The sequence below is a fragment of the Pseudomonas chaetocerotis genome (assembly GCF_015712105.2).
GTDB lineage: Bacteria > Pseudomonadota > Gammaproteobacteria > Pseudomonadales > Pseudomonadaceae > Aquipseudomonas > Aquipseudomonas chaetocerotis.
Genome location: NZ_JACFYX020000003.1, coordinates 30,459 through 54,530, shown reverse-complemented (window position 1 = coordinate 54,530; position 24,072 = coordinate 30,459). Strand labels below are relative to the sequence as shown.

The window sequence follows — 24,072 nt, the reverse complement described above, 5'->3', positions numbered from 1 at the left end:
AAGGAAAGCGTTATGGCTAGAAAATACTTCGGCACCGACGGTATTCGTGGTCGTGTCGGCCAGTTCCCCATCACTCCGGATTTCATGCTCAAGCTGGGCTGGGCTGCTGGCATGGCGTTTCGCAAGCAGGGCAAGTGCCGCATTCTGATCGGCAAGGACACGCGTATTTCCGGCTACATGTTCGAGTCCGCCCTTGAGGCGGGGCTGGCTGCGGCGGGTGCGGACGTGCAGTTGCTCGGGCCGATGCCGACGCCGGCCATTGCCTATCTGACGCGTACTTTCCAGGCCGATGCCGGTATTGTCATCAGTGCGTCGCACAATCCGCACGACGATAACGGCATCAAGTTCTTTTCCAGTGAAGGCACCAAGCTCCCGGATGACGTCGAAGCGATGATCGAAGAGCTGCTCGATCAGCCGATGACCGTGGTCGAATCTGCCGGTATTGGCAAGGCTTCGCGGATCAACGATGCCTCCGGTCGCTACATCGAGTTCTGCAAGGGCAGCGTGCCCAGTGGCACAAGCTTCAAAGGCCTGAAGATCGTCATCGATTGCGCCCATGGTGCTGCCTACAAGGTTGCGCCTAGTGTGTTTCGCGAGCTGGGTGCCGAGGTTCGAGTCATTTCGGCGCAGCCCGATGGGCTCAATATCAATGATGCTTGTGGCTCCACGCACATTGCAGCACTGCAGGCTGAAGTAGTCGCGCAGCAGGCTGATCTGGGTATCGCCTTCGATGGCGATGCCGATCGTGTGCTGATGGTCGACCAATATGGTGCGGTGGTCGATGGTGATGAGCTGTTGTTCATCATTGCGCGTGATCTGCAGGAGCGTGGGCGGCTGCGCGGTGGTGTGGTCGGCACGCTGATGAGCAATCTCGGGCTGGAACTGGCTCTGGCCGATCTGAACATCCCGTTCATTCGTGCCAATGTGGGCGATCGCTATGTGATCGCTGAACTGCTGGCGCGCAACTGGCAGCTCGGTGGCGAGAATTCCGGGCACCTGGTGTGCTTTCAGCACACCACGACTGGCGATGCGATCATCGCGGCCCTGCAGGTGCTGATGGCACTCAAGCGCCGAGGCCAGAGCCTGGTTGATGCGCGCAGCGATCTGAAGAAGTGTCCGCAGGTGCTGGTCAATGTGCGTTTCTCCGGTGCGCTCGATCCGCTCGAACATCCTTCGGTGAAGGAGGCCTGTGCGCGGGTTACCGAGAGCATGGCTGGGCGCGGTCGAGTGCTGCTGCGCAAGTCCGGCACCGAGCCATTGGTGCGAGTGATGGTCGAAGGTGACGAGGAAAGTTCGGTTCGCGGCTATGCCGATGAATTGGCTAAGATTGTTGCCGAAGTCTGTGCTTGATTGAGCTTGCTACCGAGGGTGCTCTTGGGTAACATCTGCGCCCTCTTTGATCGACGAGGTAAAACATGCGTCGCGCCTTAGTCGCTGGTAACTGGAAAATGCACGGTACCCGCGCAAGCGTCGCAGAGCTGATCGAGGGGTTGCGTCAGCAGGAATTACCTGCCGATGTGGATGTAGCTGTGTTTCCCTCCAGCCTGCACATCGCTCAGGTCGCCGAAGGCCTGAATGCTAAAGCGGTGAAGGTTGGGGCGCAGGACTGTGCGGCACAAGTAGAGCAGGGTGCCTTGACCGGTGAGCTGGCAGTCAGTCAGTTGGTCGATGGCGGTTGTGAGCTGGTGCTGATTGGCCACTCGGAGCGTCGCCTGATTCTGGGTGAAAGCGATGAAGTGGTTGTGCGCAAATTTGCGGCCGTGCAGGCTGCAGGCTTGACCCCTGTGCTCTGTGTTGGTGAGACCCGCGAGCAGCGTGAGGCGAATGCAACGCTGGATGTAGTGGGTGGTCAGTTGGCCGCAGTGATCGATGCGCTGGGTGTCGATGCGCTTAAAGGCGCCGTAGTGGCCTATGAGCCTGTATGGGCTATTGGCACCGGGTTGACCGCTACGCCTGAGCAGGCTCAGGAAGTGCATGCGGCTATTCGCGCGCAAGTTGCGCGGCTCGATGCTGGTGTCGCGAGTGGGTTGAGAATTCTTTATGGCGGCAGTGTGAAGGCCGCCAGTGCTGCCGAGTTGTTCGGCATGCGGGATATCGATGGGGGGCTCGTAGGTGGCGCCTCTCTGAATGCGGATGAATTCGGTGCGATCTGTCGCGCTGCAGGAAACTGAAGAATGCTGGAAACAGTCATTGTTGTTCTGCACCTGCTGGGTGCGATCGGGGTTGTAGTACTGGTGCTGTTGCAGCAGGGTAAAGGCGCTGACGCGGGTGCGTCGTTCGGTTCGGGTGCTTCGGCAACTGTATTCGGAAGCCAAGGTTCCTCTACCTTTCTGAGTAAGTTTACTGGTATACTCGCCGCGGCTTTTTTCATTACTAGCTTGGGTTTAGCGTTCTTTGCTAAAGAAAAAGCTGATGCACTGACTCAAGTTGGTCTGCCAGATCCAGCGGTTCTGGAAGTTCAACAAAAACCGGCTGTCGAAGACGTGCCGGTGCTCGAAGAGCAAGTTCCAGCGTCCGATGCTTCGGATGTGCCGGAAGCTCCAGAGCAGTAACAGTTTTGCCGAGGTGGTGGAATTGGTAGACACGCTACCTTGAGGTGGTAGTGGCCATAGGCTGTAGGGGTTCGAGTCCCCTCCTCGGTACCATACTCAAGAAAGCCCGCAGTTCGCGGGCTTTCTTGTTGCTGGAGTGTTTGGTTGACCCTCGCCAGGGGGTGGCCGTATAATTCCGGCCCAGCTTTGACGCGGGGTGGAGCAGTCTGGTAGCTCGTCGGGCTCATAACCCGAAGGTCGTAGGTTCAAATCCTGCCCCCGCAACCAGTTTCAGCAGGCCCCTTTTCAGGGGCTTTTTGTTAGCTGAAAGACAGTGTCCGTTGGTATTTACGGCGGATTGAAGGGATGGGCGTTTCGCCCATTTTTTATTTGCACAGCATGCACGAGGGCCGTTAAGTGTCGAGCAAGCTAGAACAGTTGCAGGCCTTGTTGGCCCCAGTAATCGAAGCGCTCGGTTACCAATGCTGGGGCATCGAGTTCCTGTCGCAGGGGCGTCATTCGCTGCTGCGTGTCTATATCGATAAAGCCGATGGCATCCTGATCGATGATTGTGAAGTCGTCAGCCGTCAGCTCAGTGGTGTACTCGATGTCGAGGATCCGATTGCTTCGGAGTACACACTGGAAGTTTCTTCTCCTGGCATGGATCGTCCGTTGTTCACCCTTGAACAGTTTGCGACGCATGCCGGTGAACAGGTGAAGATCAAGCTGCGTTCGCCTTTCGACGGGCGTCGTAACTTCCAGGGCCTCCTTCGCGGTGTGGAGGAGCAGGACGTGGTGGTTCAGGTGGATGACCACGAGTATCTGTTGCCGATCGACCTGATCGACAAGGCCAATATCATCCCCCGATTTGATTGAGATGCGAATTCTGTGGCGCTGCTGGACTGCCGATTGCCGGCGCAGCGCGAGCGACACAGATGGCGCGAAGGTAGCGCGGCGGCTCACGAAGATAGCGCCAATGGCGTGAACGTGACGCGGACTGCGCAGAACCAATGGATTGCGAAAGGCGAGGCGTACGATGAGCAAAGAAGTACTGCTGGTTGTTGAGTCGGTATCCAATGAAAAGGGTGTACCGGCTGGCGTGATTTTCGAGGCGCTGGAGCTGGCTCTGGCGACCGCCACCAAGAAACGTTTCGAGGACGAAGTCGATCTGCGCGTGTCGATCAACCGTCAGAACGGTAGCTACGAAACTTTCCGACGCTGGACCGTGGTCGACGAGTCCGAGTTCGAGGACCCGGCCTACCAGGTGACTGAGGATATGCCGCAGGCCGTCGAGGCCAACGCCAAGATCGGCGCTGTGCTCGAAGAGAAGGTCGACTCCATCGAGTTCGGGCGCATCGCCGCGCAAACTGCCAAGCAGGTCATCGTGCAGAAAGTGCGCGAAGCCGAGCGTGCTCAAGTCGTTGACGCCTACCGCGAACGCCTGGGCGAGATCATCTCCGGCACCGTGAAGAAGGTCACCCGCGACAACGTCATCGTTGATCTCGGCAACAACGCCGAGGCGCTGCTGGCCCGTGAAGACATCATCCCGCGTGAGACTTTCCGCGTGGGTGTGCGTCTGCGTGCTCTGCTCAAGGAAATTCGTACCGAGAACCGCGGTCCGCAGCTGATCCTGTCGCGTACCGCTCCGGAAATGCTGATCGAGCTGTTCCGCATCGAAGTACCGGAAATCGCCGAAGGGCTGATCGACGTCAAGGCTGCCTCCCGTGATCCGGGCTCGCGCGCCAAGATCGCCGTGCGCTCCAAGGACAAGCGTATCGACCCGCAGGGCGCCTGCATCGGTATGCGTGGTTCGCGCGTCCAGGCCGTTTCCGGCGAACTGGGCGGTGAGCGCGTCGATATCGTGCTGTGGGACGACAACCCTGCACAGTTCGTCATCAATGCCATGTCGCCGGCTGAAGTGGCTGCGATCATCGTCGATGAAGATGCCCATGCCATGGACATCGCCGTTGGCGAAGACAACCTGGCCCAGGCCATTGGTCGTGGCGGTCAGAACGTGCGTCTTGCCAGTCAGTTGACCGGCTGGACCCTGAACGTGATGACCGAAGCAGACATCCAGGCCAAGCAGCAGGCAGAGACCGGTGACATCATGCAGTCCTTCATCGACGAGCTGGAAGTCGATGAAGAACTGGCTCAAGTCCTGGTCGAAGAGGGTTTCACCAGTCTCGAAGAGATTGCCTACGTACCCATGGAAGAAATGCTCAGTATCGATGGCTTCGACGAGGAGATCGTCAATGAGCTGCGTGCACGGGCTAAGGATCGTCTGCTGACCAAGGCGATCGCCAACGAGGAGAAGTTGGCCGATGCCCATCCGGCAGATGATTTGCTGGAACTGGAAGGCATGGACAAGGCGCTGGCTCTAGAGCTTGCGCTGCGCGGCGTGATTACCCGTGAAGACCTGGCCGAGCAGTCGATTGACGACCTGCTCGACATCGACGGCATCGACGAAGAGCGTGCCGGCAAGCTGATCATGGCCGCCCGAGCCCATTGGTTCGAATAAGCGGTTGCGGCCTGAGGAGAAAGATGCATGACGCAAGTCACGGTGAAAGAACTGGCCACAGTGGTCGACACCCCGGTTGAGCGCCTGCTGCAGCAGATGCGTGAAGCTGGCCTGTCCCACGACAGTGCCGAACAAGTAGTGACCGATAGTGAGAAACAGGCCCTGCTGGCCCATCTCAAGAGCAGTCACGGCGACAAGGTCGAAGAGCCGCGCAAGATTACCTTGCAACGCAAGACCACCAGCACGCTGCGCGTTGCTGGTAGCAAGACCATCAGTGTCGAAGTGCGCAAGAAGAAGACCTTCGTCAAGCGCAGCCCGGAAGAGCTGGAAGCCGAGAAGCAGCGCGAGCTGGAAGCTCAGCAGGCCGCTGCCGAGGCCGAGCGCCTGAAGGCCGAGGAAGAAGCCAAGCGCAAGGCCGAAGAAGAAGCCAAGCGCCAGGCTGCAACTGCAACTACCGATACTGCCGCACCTGCTTCTGCACCGACGTCTGTCAGCGAGCCGGTGGTTGCCGCTCCGGTCGTCGAAGTCGAGCGCAAGAAAGAAGAAGTGCGTCGCCCCGAGAAGGCGCGCTCTGATGAAGATGAGCGTCGTGATCGCAAGCACACCCAGCATCGCCCCGCTACCAAGGAGAAGGCGCCGGCTCCGCGCGTCGCTCCGCGTAGCGTCGATGAAGAAAGCGACGGTTTCCGTCGTGGTGGCCGCGGCAAGTCGAAGATGAAGAAGCGCAACCAGCATGGCTTCCAGGCTCCGGCCGGTCCGGTGGTGCGTGAAGTGGCGATTGGCGAAACCATCACGGTGGGCGATCTGGCTCAGCAGATGTCGGTCAAGGCCGCCGAAGTCATCAAGTTCATGTTCAAGATGGGCACCCCGGCTACCATCAACCAGGTGCTGGATCAGGAAACTGCCCAGCTGATCGCCGAAGAGTTGGGCCACAAGGTCAAGCTGGTCAGCGATACCGCCCTGGAAGATTCCCTGGCCGAGTCGCTGAAGTTCGAAGGTGAAGCCTTCTCCCGTGCTCCGGTCGTGACCGTAATGGGCCACGTTGACCACGGTAAGACCTCGCTGCTCGACTACATTCGTCGCGCCAAGGTGGCTTCCGGTGAAGCGGGTGGCATCACCCAGCATATCGGTGCTTACCACGTGGAAACCGAGCGTGGCATGGTCACCTTCCTTGATACCCCCGGTCACGCTGCGTTTACCGCCATGCGTGCGCGTGGTGCCAAGGCGACCGACATCGTCATCCTGGTCGTTGCAGCTGACGACGGCGTAATGCCGCAGACCCAGGAAGCCGTACAGCACGCGAAAGCGGCTGGCGTGCCGATCGTGGTCGCGGTGAACAAGATCGACAAGCCCGATGCCAACCCGGACAACATCAAGAACGGCCTGGCCGCTCTCGACGTGATCCCGGAAGAGTGGGGCGGCGATGCACCTTATGTGCATGTGTCGGCCAAGATGGGTACCGGCATCGACGAGCTGCTCGAAGCCGTACTGCTGCAGGCTGAAGTCCTCGAACTGAAAGCCACTCCGTCGGCCCCGGGTCGTGGTGTGGTGGTCGAATCGCGTCTGGACAAGGGCCGTGGCCCGGTGGCCACCGTGCTGGTTCAGGACGGTACCCTGCGTCAGGGTGACATGGTCCTGGTCGGCGTCAACTATGGCCGCGTGCGTGCCATGCTTGACGAGAACGGCAAGCCGATCAAGGAAGCCGGTCCGTCCATTCCGGTCGAAATCCTCGGCCTCGATGGTACGCCGGATGCCGGTGACGACATGACTGTGGTCGCCGACGAGAAGAAGGCCCGCGAAGTTGCCCTGTTCCGTCAAGGCAAGTTCCGTGAGGTCAAGCTGGCCCGTGCTCACGCCGGCAAGCTGGAGAACATCTTCGAGAACATGGGCCAGGAAGAGAAGAAAACCCTCAACATCGTGCTCAAGTCCGATGTGCGTGGTTCTCTGGAGGCCCTGCAAGGCTCGCTCAGCACCCTGGGTAACGACGAAGTGCAGGTGCGTGTGGTCGGCGGCGGCGTCGGTGGTATCACCGAGTCCGATGCCAACCTGGCGCTGGCTTCCAACGCCGTGCTGTTCGGCTTCAACGTTCGTGCTGACGCCGGTGCGCGCAAGATTGTCGAGGCCGAAGGTCTGGACATGCGCTACTACAACGTCATCTACGACATCATCGAAGACGTCAAGAAGGCGCTCACCGGTATGCTCGGCAGCGATGTTCGCGAGAACATTCTGGGCACCGCCGAAGTGCGTGACGTGTTCCGTTCGCCGAAGTTTGGCGCGGTTGCAGGTTGCATGGTCATCGAAGGCACTGTCTTCCGTAACCGTCCGATCCGCGTACTGCGTGAAGACGTGGTGATCTTCGAAGGTGAGCTGGAATCGCTGCGTCGCTTCAAGGACGACGTCGCCGAAGTGCGTAATGGCATGGAGTGCGGTATCGGCGTTAAGAGCTACAACGACGTCAAGGTCGGCGACAAGATCGAAGTGTTCGAGAAAGTCCAGGTGGCTCGCAGCCTGTAATCGCGAGTCGCAACACGCAGCGCCCGGCCCCGCATTCGCGCGGCCGGGCGTTTGCCGCTTTTGAGTCTGCTGGCGAATAGACGGCGGGCGAAGTAAAGGTAAGTAGAAAATGGCCAAAGATTACAGCCGTACCCAGCGTATCGGCGACCAGATGCAACGCGAACTGGCCCAGCTTATCCGGCGTGAGGTCAAGGATCCGCGTCTGGGGCTGGTGACCATCACCGCAGTCGACGTCAGTCGTGATATCGGTCACGCCAAGGTCTTCATCACCGTCATGGGACAGGATGATGCCGAGGCGATCAAAGAGAGCCTCAAGGTACTCAACGACGCGGCAGGCTTCCTGCGCATGCAGCTGGGTAAGGCGATGAAGCTGCGCAGCGTTCCACAGCTGCACTTCCACTACGACGAGAGCGTCCAGCGCGGTGCTCACCTGTCGGCACTGATCGAGCGTGCCGTTGCGGAAGATCGTCTGCACGACGACACCGCAGGTTCCAAGGAGTAAGGCGTGGCGCAGGTCAAACGTATTCGCCGCAAGGTCGACGGCATCATCCTGCTCGACAAGCCGCACGGTTTCACGTCCAACGCCGCGCTGCAGAAGGTGCGTTGGCTGCTCAATGCCGAGAAGGCTGGCCATACCGGCAGCCTCGACCCGTTGGCCACCGGTGTGTTGCCGCTGTGCTTCGGTGAGGCAACCAAGTTCTCCCAGTATCTGCTCGACGCTGACAAGGGCTACGAGACTGTCGCTCAGTTGGGCGTCACCACCACCACTGGCGATGCCGAAGGCGATGTCATCGAGCGTCGCCCGGTGACCGTCGGTCGCACCGAGATCGAGGCGCTGTTGCCGCGTTTTCGCGGTGAAATCAAGCAGATACCGCCGATGTACTCGGCGTTGAAGAAGGATGGTCAGCCACTCTACAAGCTGGCGCGTGCGGGTGAAGTAGTGGAGCGCGAAGCGCGTTCTGTTACTATTGCGCGCCTGGAACTGCTGGCCTGCGAAGGCGAGCAGGCCCGTCTGGCGGTTGATTGCAGCAAAGGCACCTATATTCGTACGCTGGTCGAGGATCTTGGCCAGTTGCTCGGCTGTGGTGCACATGTCGCCGAGCTGCGCCGGACCAAGGCGGGCCCGTTCGACCTGACGCGTACCGTGACACTGGAAGAACTGGAGGCCGCACACGCCGAAGGGGGTAACGAGGCGCTGGATCGCTTCCTGCTACCGGCCGATAGCGGTCTGCAGGACTGGCCGCTGCTGCAGTTCTCCGAGCACAGCGCGTTCTACTGGTTGCAAGGGCAGCCGGTGCGATCGCCGGAGGCACCGAAGTTCGGCATGGTACGGGTGCAGGATCACAATGGTCGCTTCATCGGGATCGGTGAGGTGAGTGACGATGGGCGTATCGCCCCGCGTCGATTGATTTATACCGGTGCGTAGCACCGAACGGTTCGGCCGAGAAGGCTGAAAGCCTGATGCTGACGACGTCGTCATCAGGTGCTGCGAGGGTGGCTGTTAGTAGGCACGGTCATACCTCTTTTTAAAACACGGGAAGCGATTCCCGGCCTATTGAGACTGCTTCGGCAGTTTCCAGATGAGAGGAAGCCAACATGGCACTCAGCGTTGAAGAAAAAGCCCAGATCGTTAACGACTACAAGCAAGCTGAAGGCGATACCGGTAGCCCGGAAGTGCAGGTTGCCCTGCTGACCGCCAACATCAACAAGCTGCAAGGTCACTTCAAGGCCAACGGTAAGGATCACCACAGCCGTCGTGGTCTGATCCGTATGGTTAACCAGCGTCGTAAGCTGCTGGACTACCTGAAGGGCAAAGACACCAGTCGTTACAGCGCCCTGATCGGTCGCCTGGGCCTGCGTCGTTAATAGACGCGAGCTGCACAAGTTGGAAGCTGGGAGTTCGGCGTCGCGAGTGGGGATTGATCCTCACCTCGTGGCGCTGGGCTTCCAGCTTTTGGCTTTTCGAGGGATGCACCGGGTCCGACTCCCGCGCTTCTTTCCAATTTCCCCCAAGGCAACAAAGAGAAGGAAAACACCGTGAACCCGGTAATCAAGAAATTCCAGTTCGGTCAGTCGACCGTTACCCTCGAGACTGGCCGTATTGCCCGTCAAGCCTCCGGCGCAGTGCTGGTCACCGTTGACGACGACGTCAGCGTGCTGGTTGCCGTAACCGGCGCCAAGACTGCCGACCCAAGCAAAGGCTTCTTCCCGCTGTCCGTGCACTACCAGGAAAAAACCTACGCAGCCGGCAAGATTCCCGGTGGTTTCTTCAAGCGTGAAGCGCGTCCTTCCGAGAAAGAAACCCTGACCTCGCGTCTGATCGACCGCCCGATCCGCCCGCTGTTCCCGGAAGGTTTCCAGAACGAAGTGCAGGTCATCTGCACCGTCGTTTCCACCAGCAAGAAGACCGATCCGGACATCGCTGCGATGATCGGTACCTCGGCTGCTCTGGCCATCTCCGGTATCCCGTTCAGCGGCCCGATCGGTGCCGCGCGCGTCGCCTTCCATCCGGAAACCGGCTACCTGCTGAACCCGAATTACGAGCAGCTCAAGGCCTCGAGCCTGGACATGGTCGTGGCCGGTACCAAGGACGCCGTGCTGATGGTCGAGTCGGAAGCCAAAGAGCTGACCGAAGACCAGATGCTGGGCGCCGTGCTGTTTGCCCATGAGGAGTTCCAGGTGGTCATCCAGGCTGTCGCCGAGCTGGCTGCCGAAGCCGGCAAGCCGACCTGGGACTGGCAGCCGAAGCCGGAAAACACCGCACTGCTGAACGCCATCCGTGGCGAGTTCGGTGACGCGATTTCCCAGGCCTACACCATCACCATCAAGCAGGACCGCTACGCGCGCCTGGGCGAGTTGCGCGATCAGGTCGTGGCCAAGTTCTCCGGTGAAGAAGGTCAGCCTACTGCCGGTGAAGTCAAGGAGGCCTTCGGCGAGATCGAATACCGCACCGTGCGCGAGAATATCGTCAACGGCAAACCGCGTATCGATGGTCGTGACACCCGCACCGTGCGTGGCCTGAACATCGAAGTCGGTGTACTGGACAAGACCCACGGTTCGGCGCTGTTCACCCGTGGCGAAACCCAGGCGCTGGTCGTTGCCACCCTCGGTACCGCCCGCGACGCACAGTTGCTGGACACCCTCGAGGGCGAGAAGAAAGACCCCTTCATGCTGCATTACAACTTCCCGCCGTACTCGGTCGGTGAGTGTGGTCGCATGGGCGCTACTGGCCGCCGCGAAATCGGCCACGGTCGTCTCGCCCGTCGTGGCGTTGCCGCCATGCTGCCGAGCGCCGACGAGTTCCCGTACACCATCCGCGTGGTGTCGGAAATCACCGAGTCCAACGGTTCTTCCTCCATGGCTTCGGTGTGCGGCGCCTCCCTGGCGCTGATGGACGCCGGTGTGCCGATGAAGGCACCGGTTGCCGGTATCGCCATGGGTCTGGTGCTGGAAGGTGAGAAATTCGCCGTGCTGACTGACATCCTCGGTGACGAAGATCACCTGGGCGACATGGACTTCAAGGTAGCCGGTACCGCCAAAGGCGTCACCGCGCTGCAGATGGACATCAAGATCCAGGGCATCACCGAAGAAATCATGGAGCAGGCGCTGGAGCAGGCGCTGGAAGCTCGCCTGAACATCCTCGGCCAGATGAACCAGGTCATCGCCCAATCGCGCAGCGAGCTGTCGGCCAACGCGCCGACCATGATTGCGATGAAAATCGACCAGGACAAGATCCGCGACGTCATCGGTAAAGGCGGCGCCACCATCCGTGGTATCTGCGAAGAAACCAAGGCTTCGATCGACATCGAAGACGATGGCTCGATCAAGATCTTCGGTGAAACCAAAGAAGCTGCCGAAGCTGCCAAGCAGCGCGTTCTGGCCATCACTGCCGAAGCCGAGATCGGCAAGATCTACGTCGGCAAGGTCGAGCGCATCGTCGACTTCGGTGCCTTCGTCAACATCCTGCCGGGCAAGGACGGTCTGGTGCACATCTCCATGCTGAGCGATCAGCGCGTGGAGAAGGTCACCGACGTGCTGCAGGAAGGCCAGGAAGTGAAGGTTCTGGTACTGGACGTGGATAATCGCGGCCGTATCAAACTGTCGATCAAGGACGTAGCTGCTGCCGAGGCCTCTGGCGTCTAAGCACGGTTCGCCTGTTCGAACGAGAAGGGCTCCTGCGGGAGCCCTTTTTTGTGCCTGATCATCAGGGAGAGCGCAGTTGCCCTTAACCTGTGCCAGCGATGCATCCATGAGTTTATGCGGTCATGCCGGGTACTTCGCATCATGCAAATTGCCCGAGAGTTTTTGTGCGACTCGGCGAAATGCAATCAAAATCATATTTTCTATATGAATTAAGCATTTGTTTTTAAAGGGTTTTATTTAAATTAAGGACCTGGCACAGCCCCTGCAACAGTACTGGTGAACCTGCAACCAGGAGTTGGTTTGCAGATTGTCTGGAATGTACAGGAGTCGAATCATGAAACAGCCAATCAACCGTTTTGCCGCTACCGCCCTGACCGCTGCCGTGCTGAGCATGTCGCTGGCCTCGGCAGCCTTCGCCGCAGAGCCGGCCATGCTGGCGGCCAATGACACTGTGGATAAAGCCGAGCAGGCGGTGTCCGACACCTGGATCACCAGTAAAGTGAAGTCCACCTTCGTCGCTGACTCGGACCTCAGCGCGCTGGATATCAAGGTTGAGACCAACCAGGGCGTGGTTTCCCTGTCCGGTGTGGTAGCAACCGACGCCGAGCGTGATCTTGCTATCGCCAAGACCAAGGAAATCGAGGGTGTGCGTGACGTGTCCGCCGATGCCCTGAAGACCGCTGACTGATAGTCGAGCCGGCCGGGCTAGCGCCCGGCTCCACCTTCTGTCACTGGGAGAATGACCATGAATAGCGACATCATCAAAGGCAAATGGAAGCAGCTCAACGGTCGCATGAAAGAGCGTTGGGGCAACCTGACCGATGACGACCTGGACGTCGCCGAGGGCCACAGTGAATACCTGGCCGGCAAGCTGCAGGAACGTTACGGCTGGACCAAGGAAAAGGCCCAGCAAGAGCTGCGCGATTTCAGCGACAAGCTCTGAGCACGGATTGTCGGGTAAGGATGCCCTGCGCACGGATAGCTTCAGAAACGGATGTCTCTTCAGCACGGATCGCTACTGGCAGGACGCCTGATCAGCACGGACAGCGATAAGCATGGATGCGCAAAGGCCCCGCCGGTCACACTGGCGGGGCCTTGGTTTTTTGTGCCGGGTGCTCGAGATGCTTCAGGAACGTGCGCCCTGCATGCAGTGTTACGTCAGCTACCGCGCTTGCTGCGGATTTCGGTCAGGCGGCCGCCCTCGAAGCGTAGAAAGTGGTACATGCCGCTTTTCGGGCCGTAGACCCACTCCTCGACGCTCACCTCGTTGCGAAAGCCGTAGCTATCGACCACTTCCTTGTAACCAAGAAAATCGCGGCTGGAAGGCTCGCCACATTTGTTCAGCACCTCTGCGGCGGGCGCTGTCTTGCTGACCAAGGCGCTACCGCAGCGGTAGGTGGAGGACGCCTCAGCCATAAGGGGCAGACACAGCAGAGTGAGCAGGTAGCTGAAGTTGCGCATGAGAACCTCCTGCTCAGCGTTCGCGACGACGTTCGATGGTGGTCAGACGGTTACCCTCGAAGCGCAGGATGCTGAGCATGCCGTTGCTCGGGCCGTATACCCATTCCTCGATCATGTACTCGCGACGATCATAGGAGCCCAGCGTGTAGCCGACCGGATCACGGTGCACTGGTGCGCCACATTTGCGCTCGACCTCGAACGTGCGGTCGCCAAGGCTGACCAGGGAGCTGCCACAGCGCAGCGTGTCGGCCTGCGCGCCGATGCTGATCAGGCCGGCAGCCAAGATGGTGAGCGTGGTGATGGATAGGCGGCGCATGATCATTGGCTGTCCAGGTGCAAGGTGGTGAACACGCGGCCATCGGCTTCGGGTTCACCCAGGTTGGCATCGATCAGGTAGACGCGTTCATCGTACAACCCACCTTGCTCAACCAGATAATCCTTGATCGTTGCAGCACGTTGCTGAGCCAGTTGGCGCAACAGCAGCTTGCTTTGAGCCCAGGAGTCCAGCACCGCCTTGCGCATGTTCTGCTGGCGTTGCTCGCTGTCCAGCTCGCTCCATTCGGCAGGCGGCTGCTGCTTGAGCCGCGTGCGATAGATGCCTTCGAGCAGCGCGGCCTGTTCGTCTTCAGCGACCGTCAACTCATCGGGGCTGGCGGGCACCTTGTCACCGCGGCGTTGCAGCACCTTGTACCAGGTTTCGCGAAATTCGCGTTGCAGACGCTGTTCGGCCAACAGCGGGCCGTCGGCACTCTGCGCGGCCTGGCCTTCAACCTCCAGGCGCAGATTCGGGCGTTCCTCGAGCGCTTTGGCCAGCGTGTCCAGTGCCTGGCGCGCGTCTGCCTCCAGCTCTGCAGAGCCAGCGACGAACGGCACGGTGCTGAGATCGACGTTGCTGCCACCTACCAGCCCTGCGATGAACTTGAATGGCGCCTGGGCTGCACGTAACACCAGATTGCGCAGGGTCTGCCAGACGATGGGCATGACGCTGAACTGCGGATTGTTGAGATCACCCTGTACCGGCAACTCGATGGCGATGCGCCCCTGGGTGTCCTTGAGCAGGGCGACTGCCAGGCGAATCGGCAGGTCCACTGCGTCGGGGCTGTCGACACGTTCGCCCAGCTGCAGGTTTTCCACCAGCACCTTGTTCTCGGCATTTAGCTGGCCCTTCTCGATGCGGTAGTGCAGGTCGAGGTTGAGGCGGCCCTTGCGGATGCGATAACCGGCGAATTTGCCGGAGTAGGGGGTGACGGTGGTCAGCTCGACATTCTTGAAGCTGGTGGCGATGTCCAGGCTGTTGAGCGGATCGAACGGCGTCAGCTTGCCCTTGATGCTCATTGGCGCGTAGCGGTCGACCTTGCCCCGGATATCGACGCTGGCGGCTTGCGGCTTCTGATTGTCGAGTACGCCGATGCGTCCGTTCATCTGCTGAACGGCGGTGGCAAAGCTGGGTGTCAGGCTGAAATCGGCGAAGTTGGCCGAGCCGTCGTTGATGGCCACGGCGCCGATACGGATCGCCAGCGGCTTGCCCGCATCGGTCTTGCTCTCCTTCGGTGCCGCCGGCTGCGGCACGATCAGCTCGCTGACGTTGGTGGTCAGATTCTCGTTGATCACGAAGCGCGCATAGGGCTGATCCAGCTCCACGCGTTCGATGGCCAGGCTTTCGCCGTGGCGGTAGTCGAGACCATTGACCCTTACCTGCTTCCAGCGCACGAAATCGCGTTCGCGCAGGGTATCCAGGGTGTGCAGCTGATCGACGTGAGCGCTGCCGGTGACGCTGAGCGCCAGCGGCTCGGTACTCTTGAGCTGCACGTCGAGGTCGCTGCCGAGCAGGCCGCTACGCAGTTCCAGGCGAATGAAAGGGCTCAGGTAGGCCTGCGCCAGGCGCAGATCGATGTCCTGGGTGGCGACCTTGAGCTGAGCACTGGGTGGGCTCAGTTGTACGTTGCCGGCCGCCTGCAGCTTGCCCTGCTTGCCGAGGCCGGTGTCGAGCCTGAGGTCGAAAGGTTTGTCGCCGAGGCTGTCGAAGTTCTTCAGGTCGAGGTTCAGCGGGCCGATCTCCACAGCCACTTCCTGCTGCGGTACGCGGTCGGCCAGGTGGGCCTTGTAGTCGCGCAGTTGCACATCCTGCAGCAGTACCTGCCAGGGCTTGCTTGCGCCGGCCTGCTCCGTGGGGGCGGGGGCCTGGCTCTGGGGGCTTTCGGGTTTGGCGAACAGTTTCTGCCAGTCCAGTTGGCCGTCGGCTTCGCGCGCCGCCCAGGCCACCAGGCCCTGGCTGCGCACCTGGCCGACCACCACCTGCTGCTTGGCCAGGTCGAGGCTGGTGTTGTCGATATCCAGACGTTGCAGGCGTACCAGCGGTTTGCCTTGCGGATCGTCGACGGCGAAGGGGGCCAACTGCACCTTGATCTTGCTCAGTTGCAGTTCGGTGCCGCTGGACAGGTCGAGGCGATAGTCGCTGCTGAGATCGACCTGGCCCTCCTTGAGCACTAGCGGCAAGGCGTCGCGCACGTAAGGCCAGAAGGTGCTCAGGCGGCCATCGCTGACGCTCAGGCTGCCGCTGGAGGTGATCGGCGTCAGGCTGACCTGGCCGCGCCAGTCTATCCTGGCGCCGTGCGGGCCACTGGCGGTCATGGTCATTTCCGCGTTGTCGCCGGCCAGGGTGCTGAGGTTGTTGAGTTCCAGGTCGAGTGCGTCATAGGCGAATTCGACCGCCTCGCTTGGGCGCAGGTCCTGGAAGCGCAGTGACTTTTCGCGCAGACGAATGCTGTCGATGCGCAGCGGGAAGGGCTCGCTATTCTCGGCCTTGGGTTCGGCCTGGCTTTCCGGCAGGTTGAACAAACGGGTGAGATTGAGCGTGCCATCTTTGCTGAAGAGTATCTCGGTGCGCGCGCCGTCGAGCTCGACGTCACTCAGGTGCAGGGCACCGCTCCACAGGCTGTCGCTCTGCAGATTGGCGTAGAGGCGCTGGAAGCTGAGCTGCTCCTGGTCAGTCTCCCCGACACGCAGGCCCCAAAGGCTCAGCTCGAGCGTGAAGGGGTTGAGCTGCACGCGCTGCAGCGAGGCGGGCACGGTGGCGTAATGCGCCAACTGCTGATTGGCGATACGCAGGGCGATGCCCGGCAGAATCAGAAAGCCGATCAGGCTGTAGAGGAAAACGGTGATCAACAGTGCGCTCAGCGCGCGCTTCAGTCCTTTGGGCATGGCTTGGCGTCATCTATCCAGACGAGGAGACGATTTGGAGTATGGCACGACGGTTCAGTTCCGGTCGTTATAGCCGTATTCGCAGTGAATGATTTTTCCCGTTTCACAAATGCAGGATCAGGGTTTTCAGGGGCGGTCTGGCGTCTTGCGAAGGGAAGTCCGGCGCAGGGACTATCACCTGGCAATCCTGCACCGGGCGGCCGAGCTTCTCGGCGCAGCGCAGCACTTGCGTGCGCCAGTCATTCATCTCCACCTTCGCCAGGTTGTTGTTGCACACCAGCGTACCGCCCTCGGCAGTGGCCAGGAGTGCCGGTTTGAGCAGGCTTTGATAGTCGCGCAGCAAATCGACGGTGCCAAAAGCGCTCTTGGCCCAGGCGGGCGGGTCGAGGAAAACCAGGTCGAACTGGCGCGGCTGCAGGCGCGGATAGCTCGGCAGTTTTTGCCCGCGGCGGCTGCTGATCGGTAGATCGGCCAGTTGACGAATCGCCGGAAAATAGTCGGACTGGATGAACTGCATGGCGGGTAGCTCGGGATTGAGTGCGCCGTTCTCGCGGCCCACGGCGAGGTTGCCCTGCGCGAAGTCGAGGTTGCTTACCTCGCGTGCACCGCCCGCTGCGGCGCATAGACCGACGCCGCAGGTATAGGCGAACAGGTTGAGCACGGAGTTGCCGGCGCTGTTGGCCTTGATCCAGCCACGGGCGTTACGCAGGTCGAGAAACAGCAGCGGGTCCTGTCCGGCATGCCGACCGCGTACGCGGTAATTCAGCCCCCATTCGCGGCCGACCATGTCCTCCAGTGCCGCATCGTCGGCCTGGAATAGGCTCGGGTCGCGATCGATCCGCGAATTGCCCTTGGAGCGGTCGTTGTAGACCGGTAGCAGCGGCTGTCCCAGATGGGTTTCGACGCTGTCGATGATGTTGTGCAGATCACTGGCTGCAAGCGGCTGATGAAAGCTCTGCACCAATAGCTGTGGGCCGTAGCGGTCGACGGTCAGGCCAGGCGCGCCTTCCTGACTGCCGTGGAACAGCCGGTAGCAGTCGGTGCCCTGGGCGTGCAGGTCTGCGAGCAGGTTTTCGCGAGTGGCGAGGGCGGCGCGCAGCGCCTGGTCAAGAGAAGGCATGCGCGGCGTCTCGGAGAAAGGAAAGGGCAGCAGTCTAGCAAGAAAAGCCGCTGCTCGAGAGCGTGGCGCATGCTGGCGGCGGGTCGTACCTCTGCCCTACGAGATTGGCAGCAGACGACGGTGGGCGCGCTGTGCGGCGCTGTTACGAATCGCCCAGCGCAGCAGCGAGGCGGTGCGTTGTACGCTGCTGCGAATCAGCGGACGGCGCCAGGGAGCCTGATGTTCGCCGAGCAGATCGCTGGCCCAGTCCGGCAGCAGGTCAACGCCGGCCTGCATCATCAGGTTGCCGAAAGGCTTGGCGAGGATATTGGGCATCGGTGCGGCATACAGCAGTCGCACCACTTCGCGGGTGCGCTCGTCACACAGCAACTGCGCACGCATATGCTCGAGGTAGTCACTGATGGCCTGGCGCGACGTGGGCACGTCCTGTGCGCCGAGGTGCTCGGCGATCAACGCCACTTCGCGGTAGTAGCGATCCTGCTCGGCAACCGCTAGCTGCGGGTCGACATAACGCAGGTAACCGGCGAGAAACTGGCTGACCTCGGAGACATGCACCCAGGTCAGCAGCTCGGGATCGCTGGCGGCATAAGGGCGGCCGTCCGGCGCGCTGCCGATCACCTGCAGATGGATGGTGCGCACCTTGTCGATCAGTCGCTCGGCGTCGTGCAGGCCACCGTAAGTGGTACCGGCGATGAACAGGCTGGTGCGGCGCAGGCGGCCGAGCATGTCCTGGCGGAAGGTGGAGTGGTCCCACACGCCGGCAAGCGCCAGCGGGTGGAGCATCTGCAGGAGCAGGGCGGAGATGCCGCCGACCATCATCGCGGTAAAGTCGGCGTGGACTTTCCAAACCATCGACTCGGGGCCGAACAGGCCGGCATCACCGCGCGGCTGGTCGAGGTCGAGCACGCCCAGCGAAGCGCCGGTGAGGCTGTGCACCTGTTTTTCGATCTGACGACGTAGGCTTTCCATGGCGCGCAGTTTCAGCGCTTGGCAGGCACAAGGCAAGATGCGCCCGGCCCTTTCAGGCCGGGCGTGAGTCTCAGCGGTTGAGGCGCTGCTCGATCAGGCTGTCGACCACGCTCGGGTCGGCCAGGGTCGAGGTATCGCCCATGTTCTCCAGCTCGTTGCAGGCGATCTTGCGCAGGATGCGCCGCATGATCTTGCCCGAGCGGGTCTTGGGCAGACCCGGCGCCCACTGGATCAGCTCCGGCTTGGCGAAGCTGCCGATCTCCTTGCCGACCAGGGCTAGCAGATCCTTCTTCAGCTCGTCGGATGGCTCCTGGCCATTCATCAGGGTGACATAGGCGTAGATGCCCTGGCCCTTCACGTCGTGCGGGTAGCCGACCACTGCCGCCTCGGCCACTGCATCGTGCAGTACCAGGGCACTTTCCACCTCGGCAGTGCCGATGCGGTGCCCCGAGACGTTGATCACGTCGTCCACGCGCCCGGTGATCCAGTAGTAGCCGTCCTCGTCGCGGCGTGCGCCGTCACCCGTGAAGTAGTAGCCGGGGTAGGGCTTGAAGTAGGTGTCGATCATGCGCTGATGATCGCCGTAGACGCTGCGGATCTGGCTCGGCCAGCTGGCCTTGATGGCCAGCACGCCGCTGCCGGGGCCGTCGATCTCCTTGCCCTGTTCGTCGAGCAGCACCGGCTGCACGCCGAAGAAGGGGCGGGTGGCCGAGCCCGGCTTGAGGTCGGTGGCGCCGGGCAGCGGGGTGATCAGGATGGAGCCGGTTTCGGTCTGCCACCAGGTGTCGACGATGGGGCAGCGGGTATCGCCCACCACATGGAAGTACCATTCCCAGGCTTCCGGGTTGATCGGTTCGCCTACCGTGCCGAGCAGGCGCAGGCTGCTGCGCGAGGTGCTCTTGACCGGCGCCTCGCCTTCGCGCATCAGCGCGCGCAGGGCAGTGGGAGCGGTGTAGAAGGTGTTGACCTGGTGCTTGTCGATCACCTGCCAGAAGCGCGAGGCGTCCGGGTAGTTGGGTACGCCTTCGAACATCAGCGTGGTGGCGGCGTTGGCCAGCGGGCCGTAGACGATGTAACTGTGCCCGGTGACCCAACCGACATCGGCGGTGCACCAGTAGATGTCGCCCTCGTGGTAGTCGAACACGTACTTGTGGGTCATCGCCGCGCCGAGCAGGTAACCGCCGGTGGTGTGCAGCACGCCCTTGGGTTTGCCGGTCGAGCCCGAGGTGTAGAGGATGAACAATGGATCCTCCGCGTCCATCGGCTCGGCCGGGCAGTCGGCATCGACTTCCTTGAGCGCCTGGTGGTACCAGAGGTCACGGCCCTCCACCCAGGCGACGTCACCCTGAGTGCGCTCGACCACCACCACGGTGGAGACGTTCGGGCAGCTCTGCAGGGCCTTGTCGACGTTGTTCTTCAATGGGATGTACTTGCCGCCACGCACACCCTCGTCGGCGGTGATCACGGTGCGGCAGTCGGCATCGAGAATGCGGTCGCGCAGGGCATCGGGGGAGAAACCGCCGAATACCACCGAATGCACCGCGCCGATGCGCGCGCAGGCGAGCATGGCGTAGGCCGCCTCTGGCACCATCGGCATGTAGATGCACACCCGGTCGCCCTTTTTCACGCCGCGGCGCTTGAGCACGTTGGCCAGGCGACTGACGTTGTGGTGCAGTTTGTTGTAGGTGATATGCGCCGATTCGGCCGGATTGTCGCCTTCCCAAATGATGGCGACCTGCTCGCCGCGCTGTTGCAGATGGCGGTCGATGCAGTTGTAGGCGACGTTGAGCTGGCCGCCCTTGAACCACTCGGCGCGGCCCTGTTTCAGGTCGCTGCTGTGGACCTGATCCCAGGGCTTGAACCAGGTGAGGAAGGCCTTGGCCTGCTTGGCCCAGAAGGTATCGGGTTGCTCGACGGACTGCTGGTATAGGCGCAGATAGGCGTCGTTATCCAGGTGTGCACGCTGGCGCACCGCGTCGGCCACGGGGTGACGGGTGATCTCGAACATGGCGGGGTCCTTGTAATTGTTTGTCCGCAACAGGCACAAGGGTGCACCCAAGCAGGTGCTTGGTTCAAGGGGCGATGTTCCAGGGAAAGGGCGTAGTCGAGGCGACGAAAGCAGGGGCGCAGCCCAGCGCTTGGCGCCGGGCTGCGACAAGAGGTGGGATCAGCCGCGATGATGCTCGCGGAAATGGGCGATCAGACCCTGGGTCGAGGCATCCGATGCGCTACCGTCGAGCTGGCCTGTCAGGCGCTGATAGACCTCCTTGCCCATCTCCTTGCCCAGCTCCACGCCCCACTGGTCGAAGGCATTGATGCCCCAGATCGCGCTCTGCACGAATACCTTGTGTTCGTACAGCGCTACCAGCGCGCCCAGCTCGAACGGCGCGATGCGATTCATCACCAGGATGTTGCTCGGACGGTTGCCGGGGATCACCTTGTGTGGCGCCAGGCGCTGCACCTCGTCTTCGCTCAATCCCTTGGCGCGCAGTTCGGCTTCGGCCTCTTCGCGCGTCTTGCCCTGCATCAATGCCTGGGCCTGCGACAGGCAGTTGGCGAACAGCCACTGGTGATGGTCGGAGAGCGGGTTGTAGCTGTTGACCGGGACGATGAAGTCCGCCGGGACCAACAGGCGGCCCTGATGCAGCAGCTGGTGGTAGGCATGCTGGCCGTTGCAGCCGACGCCGCCCCAGATGATCGGCCCGGTGGCGATGTCCAGTGACGTGCCGTCCTGGCGCACGCTCTTGCCGTTGGACTCCATGTCCAACTGTTGCAGGTGCTTGGTGAAGTTACGCAGGTAATGATCATAGGGCAGGATCGCGTGGCTCTGCGCACCCCAGAAATTGGTGTACCAGATGCCCAGCAGGGCCATCAGCACCGGCATGTTCTCGGCCAGTGGCGCCTGGGTGAAGTGCTGGTCCATGGCGTAGGCGCCGGCCAGCAATTCCTTGAAGTTGGACACGCCGATGGCCAGGGCGATGGGCAGGCCGATGGCCGACCACAGCGAGTAACGCCCGCCGACCCAGTCCCACATGGGGAATATGTTCTCTTCGCCGATACCGAATTCGATGGCGGCCTTGCGGTTGCTGGTCACCGCGATGAAGTGGCGGTGCAACTGCTCTTCCGGGCCGCCCATGGCCAGGTACCAGTCGCGCGCGGCCAAGGTGTTCTTGAGGGTTTCCAGGGTGCCAAAGGACTTGCTGGAAACGATGAACAGGGTGGTTTCCGGATCGAGGCGGGCGGTCAGCTCGCGGAATTCGCTGCCGTCGATATTGGCCAGGTAGTGGCAGCGCACACCGCGCTGCGTGAACGGGCGCAGCGCTTCGGAAACCAGTTGCGGACCGAGGAACGAGCCACCAATGCCGATGTTGACCACTTCCTTGATCGGTTTCTCGCTGTAGCCGCGCCACAGGCCGCTGTGAATGCGACTGACCAGCTCGGTGACCTGATTCAGAACGCGATGGACCTCGGGGATGATGTCATGGCCGTCGACCAGCAGACGGCGGCCGATCGGGCTGCGCAGCGCCGTATGCAGCGCGGCGCGGCCTTCCGAAGCATTGACCTGCTCACCGTTGTACAGGTTGGCGATGGACTCCTGCAGACCGGCCTGCTCGGCCAGTTGAATCAGCAGCTCGAGGCCGCGCTCATCGATCAGGTTTTTCGAGTAATCCAGCAGCAGCCCGCAGCTGTCGAGAGAAAAACGCTGGTAGCGCCTCGTGTCCGCAGCGAAGGCCTCGCGCATGCTGAAACCGGCCATCTCGGTACGATGTTGCTGCAGGGCCTGCCAGGCGGGCAGGGTGGTGACGTCTTGAGGCTGCTGGTAATAGGCCATCGGAGCTCCTGATCCACAAAAGCAAAAGGCCCGGATCGATCCGGGCCTTTGAGAGTTTAACCGGCTGCCTTTGCAGGCAGCTACTGGCGTGGCAGTTCAACCACCAGATTGTCTATCAGGCGGGTGCTACCCAGCTGCGCGGCGGTCAGAATCACCAGGTGATGGTCGTCGAGCTGTGCCGGACGCAGATTCACCGCATTGCGGATTTCCAGGTAATCGGGGATGAAACCAGCGGCGCGTTGCTGCGCCTGAGTGCTGTCGATAAGCCGTGCGTAGTCGCGAGCGCCACGGCGCAGTTCTTCGGCAATCGTTTGCAGGCCCCGATACAGCGCAGGGGCGGTGGCGCGTTGTGCGTCGCTGAGGTAGCCGTTGCGCGAGGACAGGGCAAGGCCGTCCTCGGCGCGTTGAGTCGGCGCACCGATGATCTGGATCGGCATGTTCAGGTCCTGCACCAGTGCGCGGATTACCGCCAGTTGCTGGTAGTCCTTCTCGCCGAACACGGCCAGATCAGGCTGGACCATGTTGAACAGCTTGGTCACCACCGTCGCGACGCCCTCGAAATGCCCCGGGCGACTCGCGCCACAGAGCCCCTCGGAAACACCGGGCACGCTGACGCGGGTCTGGTCACCCATGCCGTGCGGATAGATTTCCGCGACATCGGGGTGAAACAGCAGGTGGCAGCCTGCTGCCAGCAGTTTTTCCTGGTCGGCGGCCAGGGTGCGCGGATATGTGTCCAGGTCTTCGCCAGCACCGAACTGCAGTGGATTAACGAAGATGCTGGCGACCACGAAGTCGGCGCGTTGGGCGGCGATCTCCACCAGCGAAACGTGGCCCGCGTGCAGATTGCCCATGGTCGGCACGAAGCCGATCTGCTTGCCTTCAGCTCGTGCCTGGGCAATGGCTGCGCGCAATTCGCGCAAGGTCTTCACCATGTTCATGCGGAGAAACCATGCTCGGCTGCAGGAAAGCTACCGTCCTTCACGGCCGTTACATAAGCGCTGAAGGCACTCTGAATGCTATTTTGGCCTTCCATGAAGTTACGCACGAACTTCGGTGCGCGGCCCGATAGCGACAGCCCGAGCATGTCGTGCTGCACCAGTACCTGACCATCGGTGGCGCTGCCAGCGCCGATGCCGATCACCGGAATCTTCACCGCCTGGGTGATTTCTGCGGCCAGTTCGCTCGGCACGCATTCGAGCAGCAGCATGGCCGCGCCGGCCTGTTCCAGCGCCATGGCATCGGCGCGCATCTGGCGTGCCTGCGCCTCCTGACGACCCTGAACCTTGTAGCCGCCGAGAATGTTAACCGCCTGCGGGGTCAGGCCCAGATGCGCACACACCGGCACGCCACGTTCGGCCAGCAGCCGAATCGGCTCAGCCAGCCAGCCAGCGCCTTCAAGTTTGACCATGTGGGCACCGGCTTGCATCAGCCTGGCGCTGTTGTGCAAGGCCTGCTCGGTGGTGGCGTATGCCATGAATGGCAGATCGGTGACGATCAGTGCGCCCTGGTTGCCGCGTTTGACGCAGGCAGTGTGATAGGCCATTTCCTCAACGCTGACCGGCAGGGTGCTGTTGTGGCCCTGCAGGACCATGCCCAGGGAGTCGCCGACCAGCAACACGTCGACACCCGCCTGGCAGGCCGCATGGGCGTAGGTGGCGTCATAGCAGGTCAGCATGGCGATCTTTTCACCGTTCTGCTTGAGGCTCTGCAGGGTGGTCAGGGTAACGTCAGGCATTTCAAAGGTCCTCGCTCAGGCTCGGTATACCGCTTCTATCTGGCTGCA

At 61.4% G+C, this 24,072-nt stretch carries 21 protein-coding genes and 2 tRNA genes; 14 read left to right on the top strand and 9 right to left on the bottom strand.

Going from position 1 to position 24,072, the window contains the following annotated elements; translation table 11 throughout:
* Positions 1-12: 12 nt before the first annotated feature.
* The 14 genes from glmM (at position 13) to H3221_RS06450 (ending at position 12,649) form a co-directional block, all read left to right on the top strand.
* A complete protein-coding gene (gene glmM, locus H3221_RS06515) occupies positions 13-1,350 on the top strand; it encodes a phosphoglucosamine mutase (protein ID WP_196473595.1) in 1,338 nt (445 codons plus the stop codon).
* A gap of 65 nt (positions 1,351-1,415) precedes the next feature.
* Positions 1,416-2,171, top strand: coding sequence for a triose-phosphate isomerase (gene tpiA / locus H3221_RS06510; protein ID WP_196473596.1), 756 nt, complete (start codon positions 1,416-1,418; stop codon positions 2,169-2,171).
* 3 nt (positions 2,172-2,174) lie between these two features.
* Positions 2,175-2,552: a preprotein translocase subunit SecG gene (secG, locus tag H3221_RS06505; protein ID WP_160017286.1), complete on the top strand. Its 378-nt coding sequence runs from the start codon at positions 2,175-2,177 to the stop codon at positions 2,550-2,552.
* Between the two features lie 7 nt (positions 2,553-2,559).
* Positions 2,560-2,645 (top strand) — tRNA-Leu (locus H3221_RS06500).
* 97 nt (positions 2,646-2,742) lie between these two features.
* Positions 2,743-2,819, top strand: a tRNA-Met gene (locus H3221_RS06495).
* Between the two features lie 129 nt (positions 2,820-2,948).
* Positions 2,949-3,407 carry a ribosome maturation factor RimP gene (gene rimP, locus H3221_RS06490; protein WP_196473597.1) on the top strand — a complete coding sequence of 153 codons (459 nt, stop codon included), beginning with the start codon at positions 2,949-2,951 and terminating at the stop codon, positions 3,405-3,407.
* 160 nt (positions 3,408-3,567) lie between these two features.
* Positions 3,568-5,049, top strand: coding sequence for a transcription termination factor NusA (gene nusA / locus H3221_RS06485; RefSeq protein WP_143506227.1), 1,482 nt, complete (start codon positions 3,568-3,570; stop codon positions 5,047-5,049).
* A gap of 27 nt (positions 5,050-5,076) precedes the next feature.
* A complete protein-coding gene (infB, locus tag H3221_RS06480; RefSeq protein ID WP_196473598.1) occupies positions 5,077-7,563 on the top strand; it encodes a translation initiation factor IF-2 in 2,487 nt (828 codons plus the stop codon).
* 109 nt (positions 7,564-7,672) lie between these two features.
* On the top strand, positions 7,673-8,065 hold the full coding sequence (rbfA, locus tag H3221_RS06475) for a 30S ribosome-binding factor RbfA (RefSeq protein ID WP_004424397.1): 393 nt from the start codon (positions 7,673-7,675) through the stop codon (positions 8,063-8,065).
* Positions 8,066-8,068: 3 nt separating this feature from the next.
* Positions 8,069-8,989, top strand: coding sequence for a tRNA pseudouridine(55) synthase TruB (gene truB / locus H3221_RS06470; RefSeq protein ID WP_196473599.1), 921 nt, complete (start codon positions 8,069-8,071; stop codon positions 8,987-8,989).
* 170 nt (positions 8,990-9,159) lie between these two features.
* Complete coding sequence (rpsO, locus tag H3221_RS06465; RefSeq protein ID WP_004424394.1) at positions 9,160-9,429, top strand: 30S ribosomal protein S15; 270 nt, start codon at positions 9,160-9,162, stop codon at positions 9,427-9,429.
* A gap of 171 nt (positions 9,430-9,600) precedes the next feature.
* Complete coding sequence (gene pnp / locus H3221_RS06460; protein ID WP_143506231.1) at positions 9,601-11,706, top strand: polyribonucleotide nucleotidyltransferase; 2,106 nt, start codon at positions 9,601-9,603, stop codon at positions 11,704-11,706.
* 334 nt (positions 11,707-12,040) lie between these two features.
* On the top strand, positions 12,041-12,394 hold the full coding sequence (locus H3221_RS06455; protein ID WP_196473600.1) for a BON domain-containing protein: 354 nt from the start codon (positions 12,041-12,043) through the stop codon (positions 12,392-12,394).
* A 57-nt stretch (positions 12,395-12,451) separates the two neighbouring features.
* Positions 12,452-12,649, top strand: coding sequence for a CsbD family protein (locus H3221_RS06450; RefSeq protein WP_196473601.1), 198 nt, complete (start codon positions 12,452-12,454; stop codon positions 12,647-12,649).
* 215 nt (positions 12,650-12,864) lie between these two features.
* Here H3221_RS06450 and H3221_RS06445 read toward each other — a convergent pair whose 3' ends face one another.
* The 9 genes from H3221_RS06445 to panB all read right to left on the bottom strand — a co-directional run bounded on the left by H3221_RS06445 (position 12,865) and on the right by panB (position 24,024).
* Complete coding sequence (locus H3221_RS06445; RefSeq protein WP_196473602.1) at positions 12,865-13,167, bottom strand: DUF2845 domain-containing protein; 303 nt, start codon at positions 13,165-13,167, stop codon at positions 12,865-12,867.
* 13 nt (positions 13,168-13,180) lie between these two features.
* Positions 13,181-13,489 (bottom strand): DUF2845 domain-containing protein, encoded by a 309-nt coding sequence (locus H3221_RS06440; RefSeq protein WP_196473603.1) that lies wholly within the window; start codon positions 13,487-13,489, stop codon positions 13,181-13,183.
* On the bottom strand, positions 13,486-16,368 hold the full coding sequence (locus H3221_RS06435) for a DUF748 domain-containing protein (protein WP_196473604.1): 2,883 nt from the start codon (positions 16,366-16,368) through the stop codon (positions 13,486-13,488). The genes H3221_RS06440 and H3221_RS06435 overlap by 4 nt, the downstream gene beginning before the upstream one ends.
* 103 nt (positions 16,369-16,471) lie before the next feature.
* Complete coding sequence (locus H3221_RS06430; RefSeq protein ID WP_196473605.1) at positions 16,472-17,488, bottom strand: class I SAM-dependent rRNA methyltransferase; 1,017 nt, start codon at positions 17,486-17,488, stop codon at positions 16,472-16,474.
* 96 nt (positions 17,489-17,584) lie between these two features.
* Complete coding sequence (locus tag H3221_RS06425) at positions 17,585-18,457, bottom strand: oxygenase MpaB family protein (protein ID WP_196473606.1); 873 nt, start codon at positions 18,455-18,457, stop codon at positions 17,585-17,587.
* Between the two features lie 70 nt (positions 18,458-18,527).
* The gene (acs, locus tag H3221_RS06420) at positions 18,528-20,465 is read right to left on the bottom strand and encodes an acetate--CoA ligase (protein WP_196473607.1); all 1,938 of its coding nucleotides are present in this window, start codon (positions 20,463-20,465) and stop codon (positions 18,528-18,530) included.
* A gap of 159 nt (positions 20,466-20,624) precedes the next feature.
* Positions 20,625-22,289 (bottom strand): glucose-6-phosphate isomerase, encoded by a 1,665-nt coding sequence (gene pgi, locus H3221_RS06415; RefSeq protein WP_196473608.1) that lies wholly within the window; start codon positions 22,287-22,289, stop codon positions 20,625-20,627.
* 80 nt (positions 22,290-22,369) lie between these two features.
* Positions 22,370-23,227 (bottom strand): pantoate--beta-alanine ligase, encoded by an 858-nt coding sequence (gene panC / locus H3221_RS06410; protein ID WP_196473609.1) that lies wholly within the window; start codon positions 23,225-23,227, stop codon positions 22,370-22,372.
* Positions 23,224-24,024, bottom strand: a complete 801-nt coding sequence (gene panB, locus H3221_RS06405) for a 3-methyl-2-oxobutanoate hydroxymethyltransferase (RefSeq protein WP_196473610.1) — start codon at positions 24,022-24,024, stop codon at positions 23,224-23,226. The genes panC and panB overlap by 4 nt, the downstream gene beginning before the upstream one ends.
* Positions 24,025-24,072 lie beyond the last annotated feature (48 nt).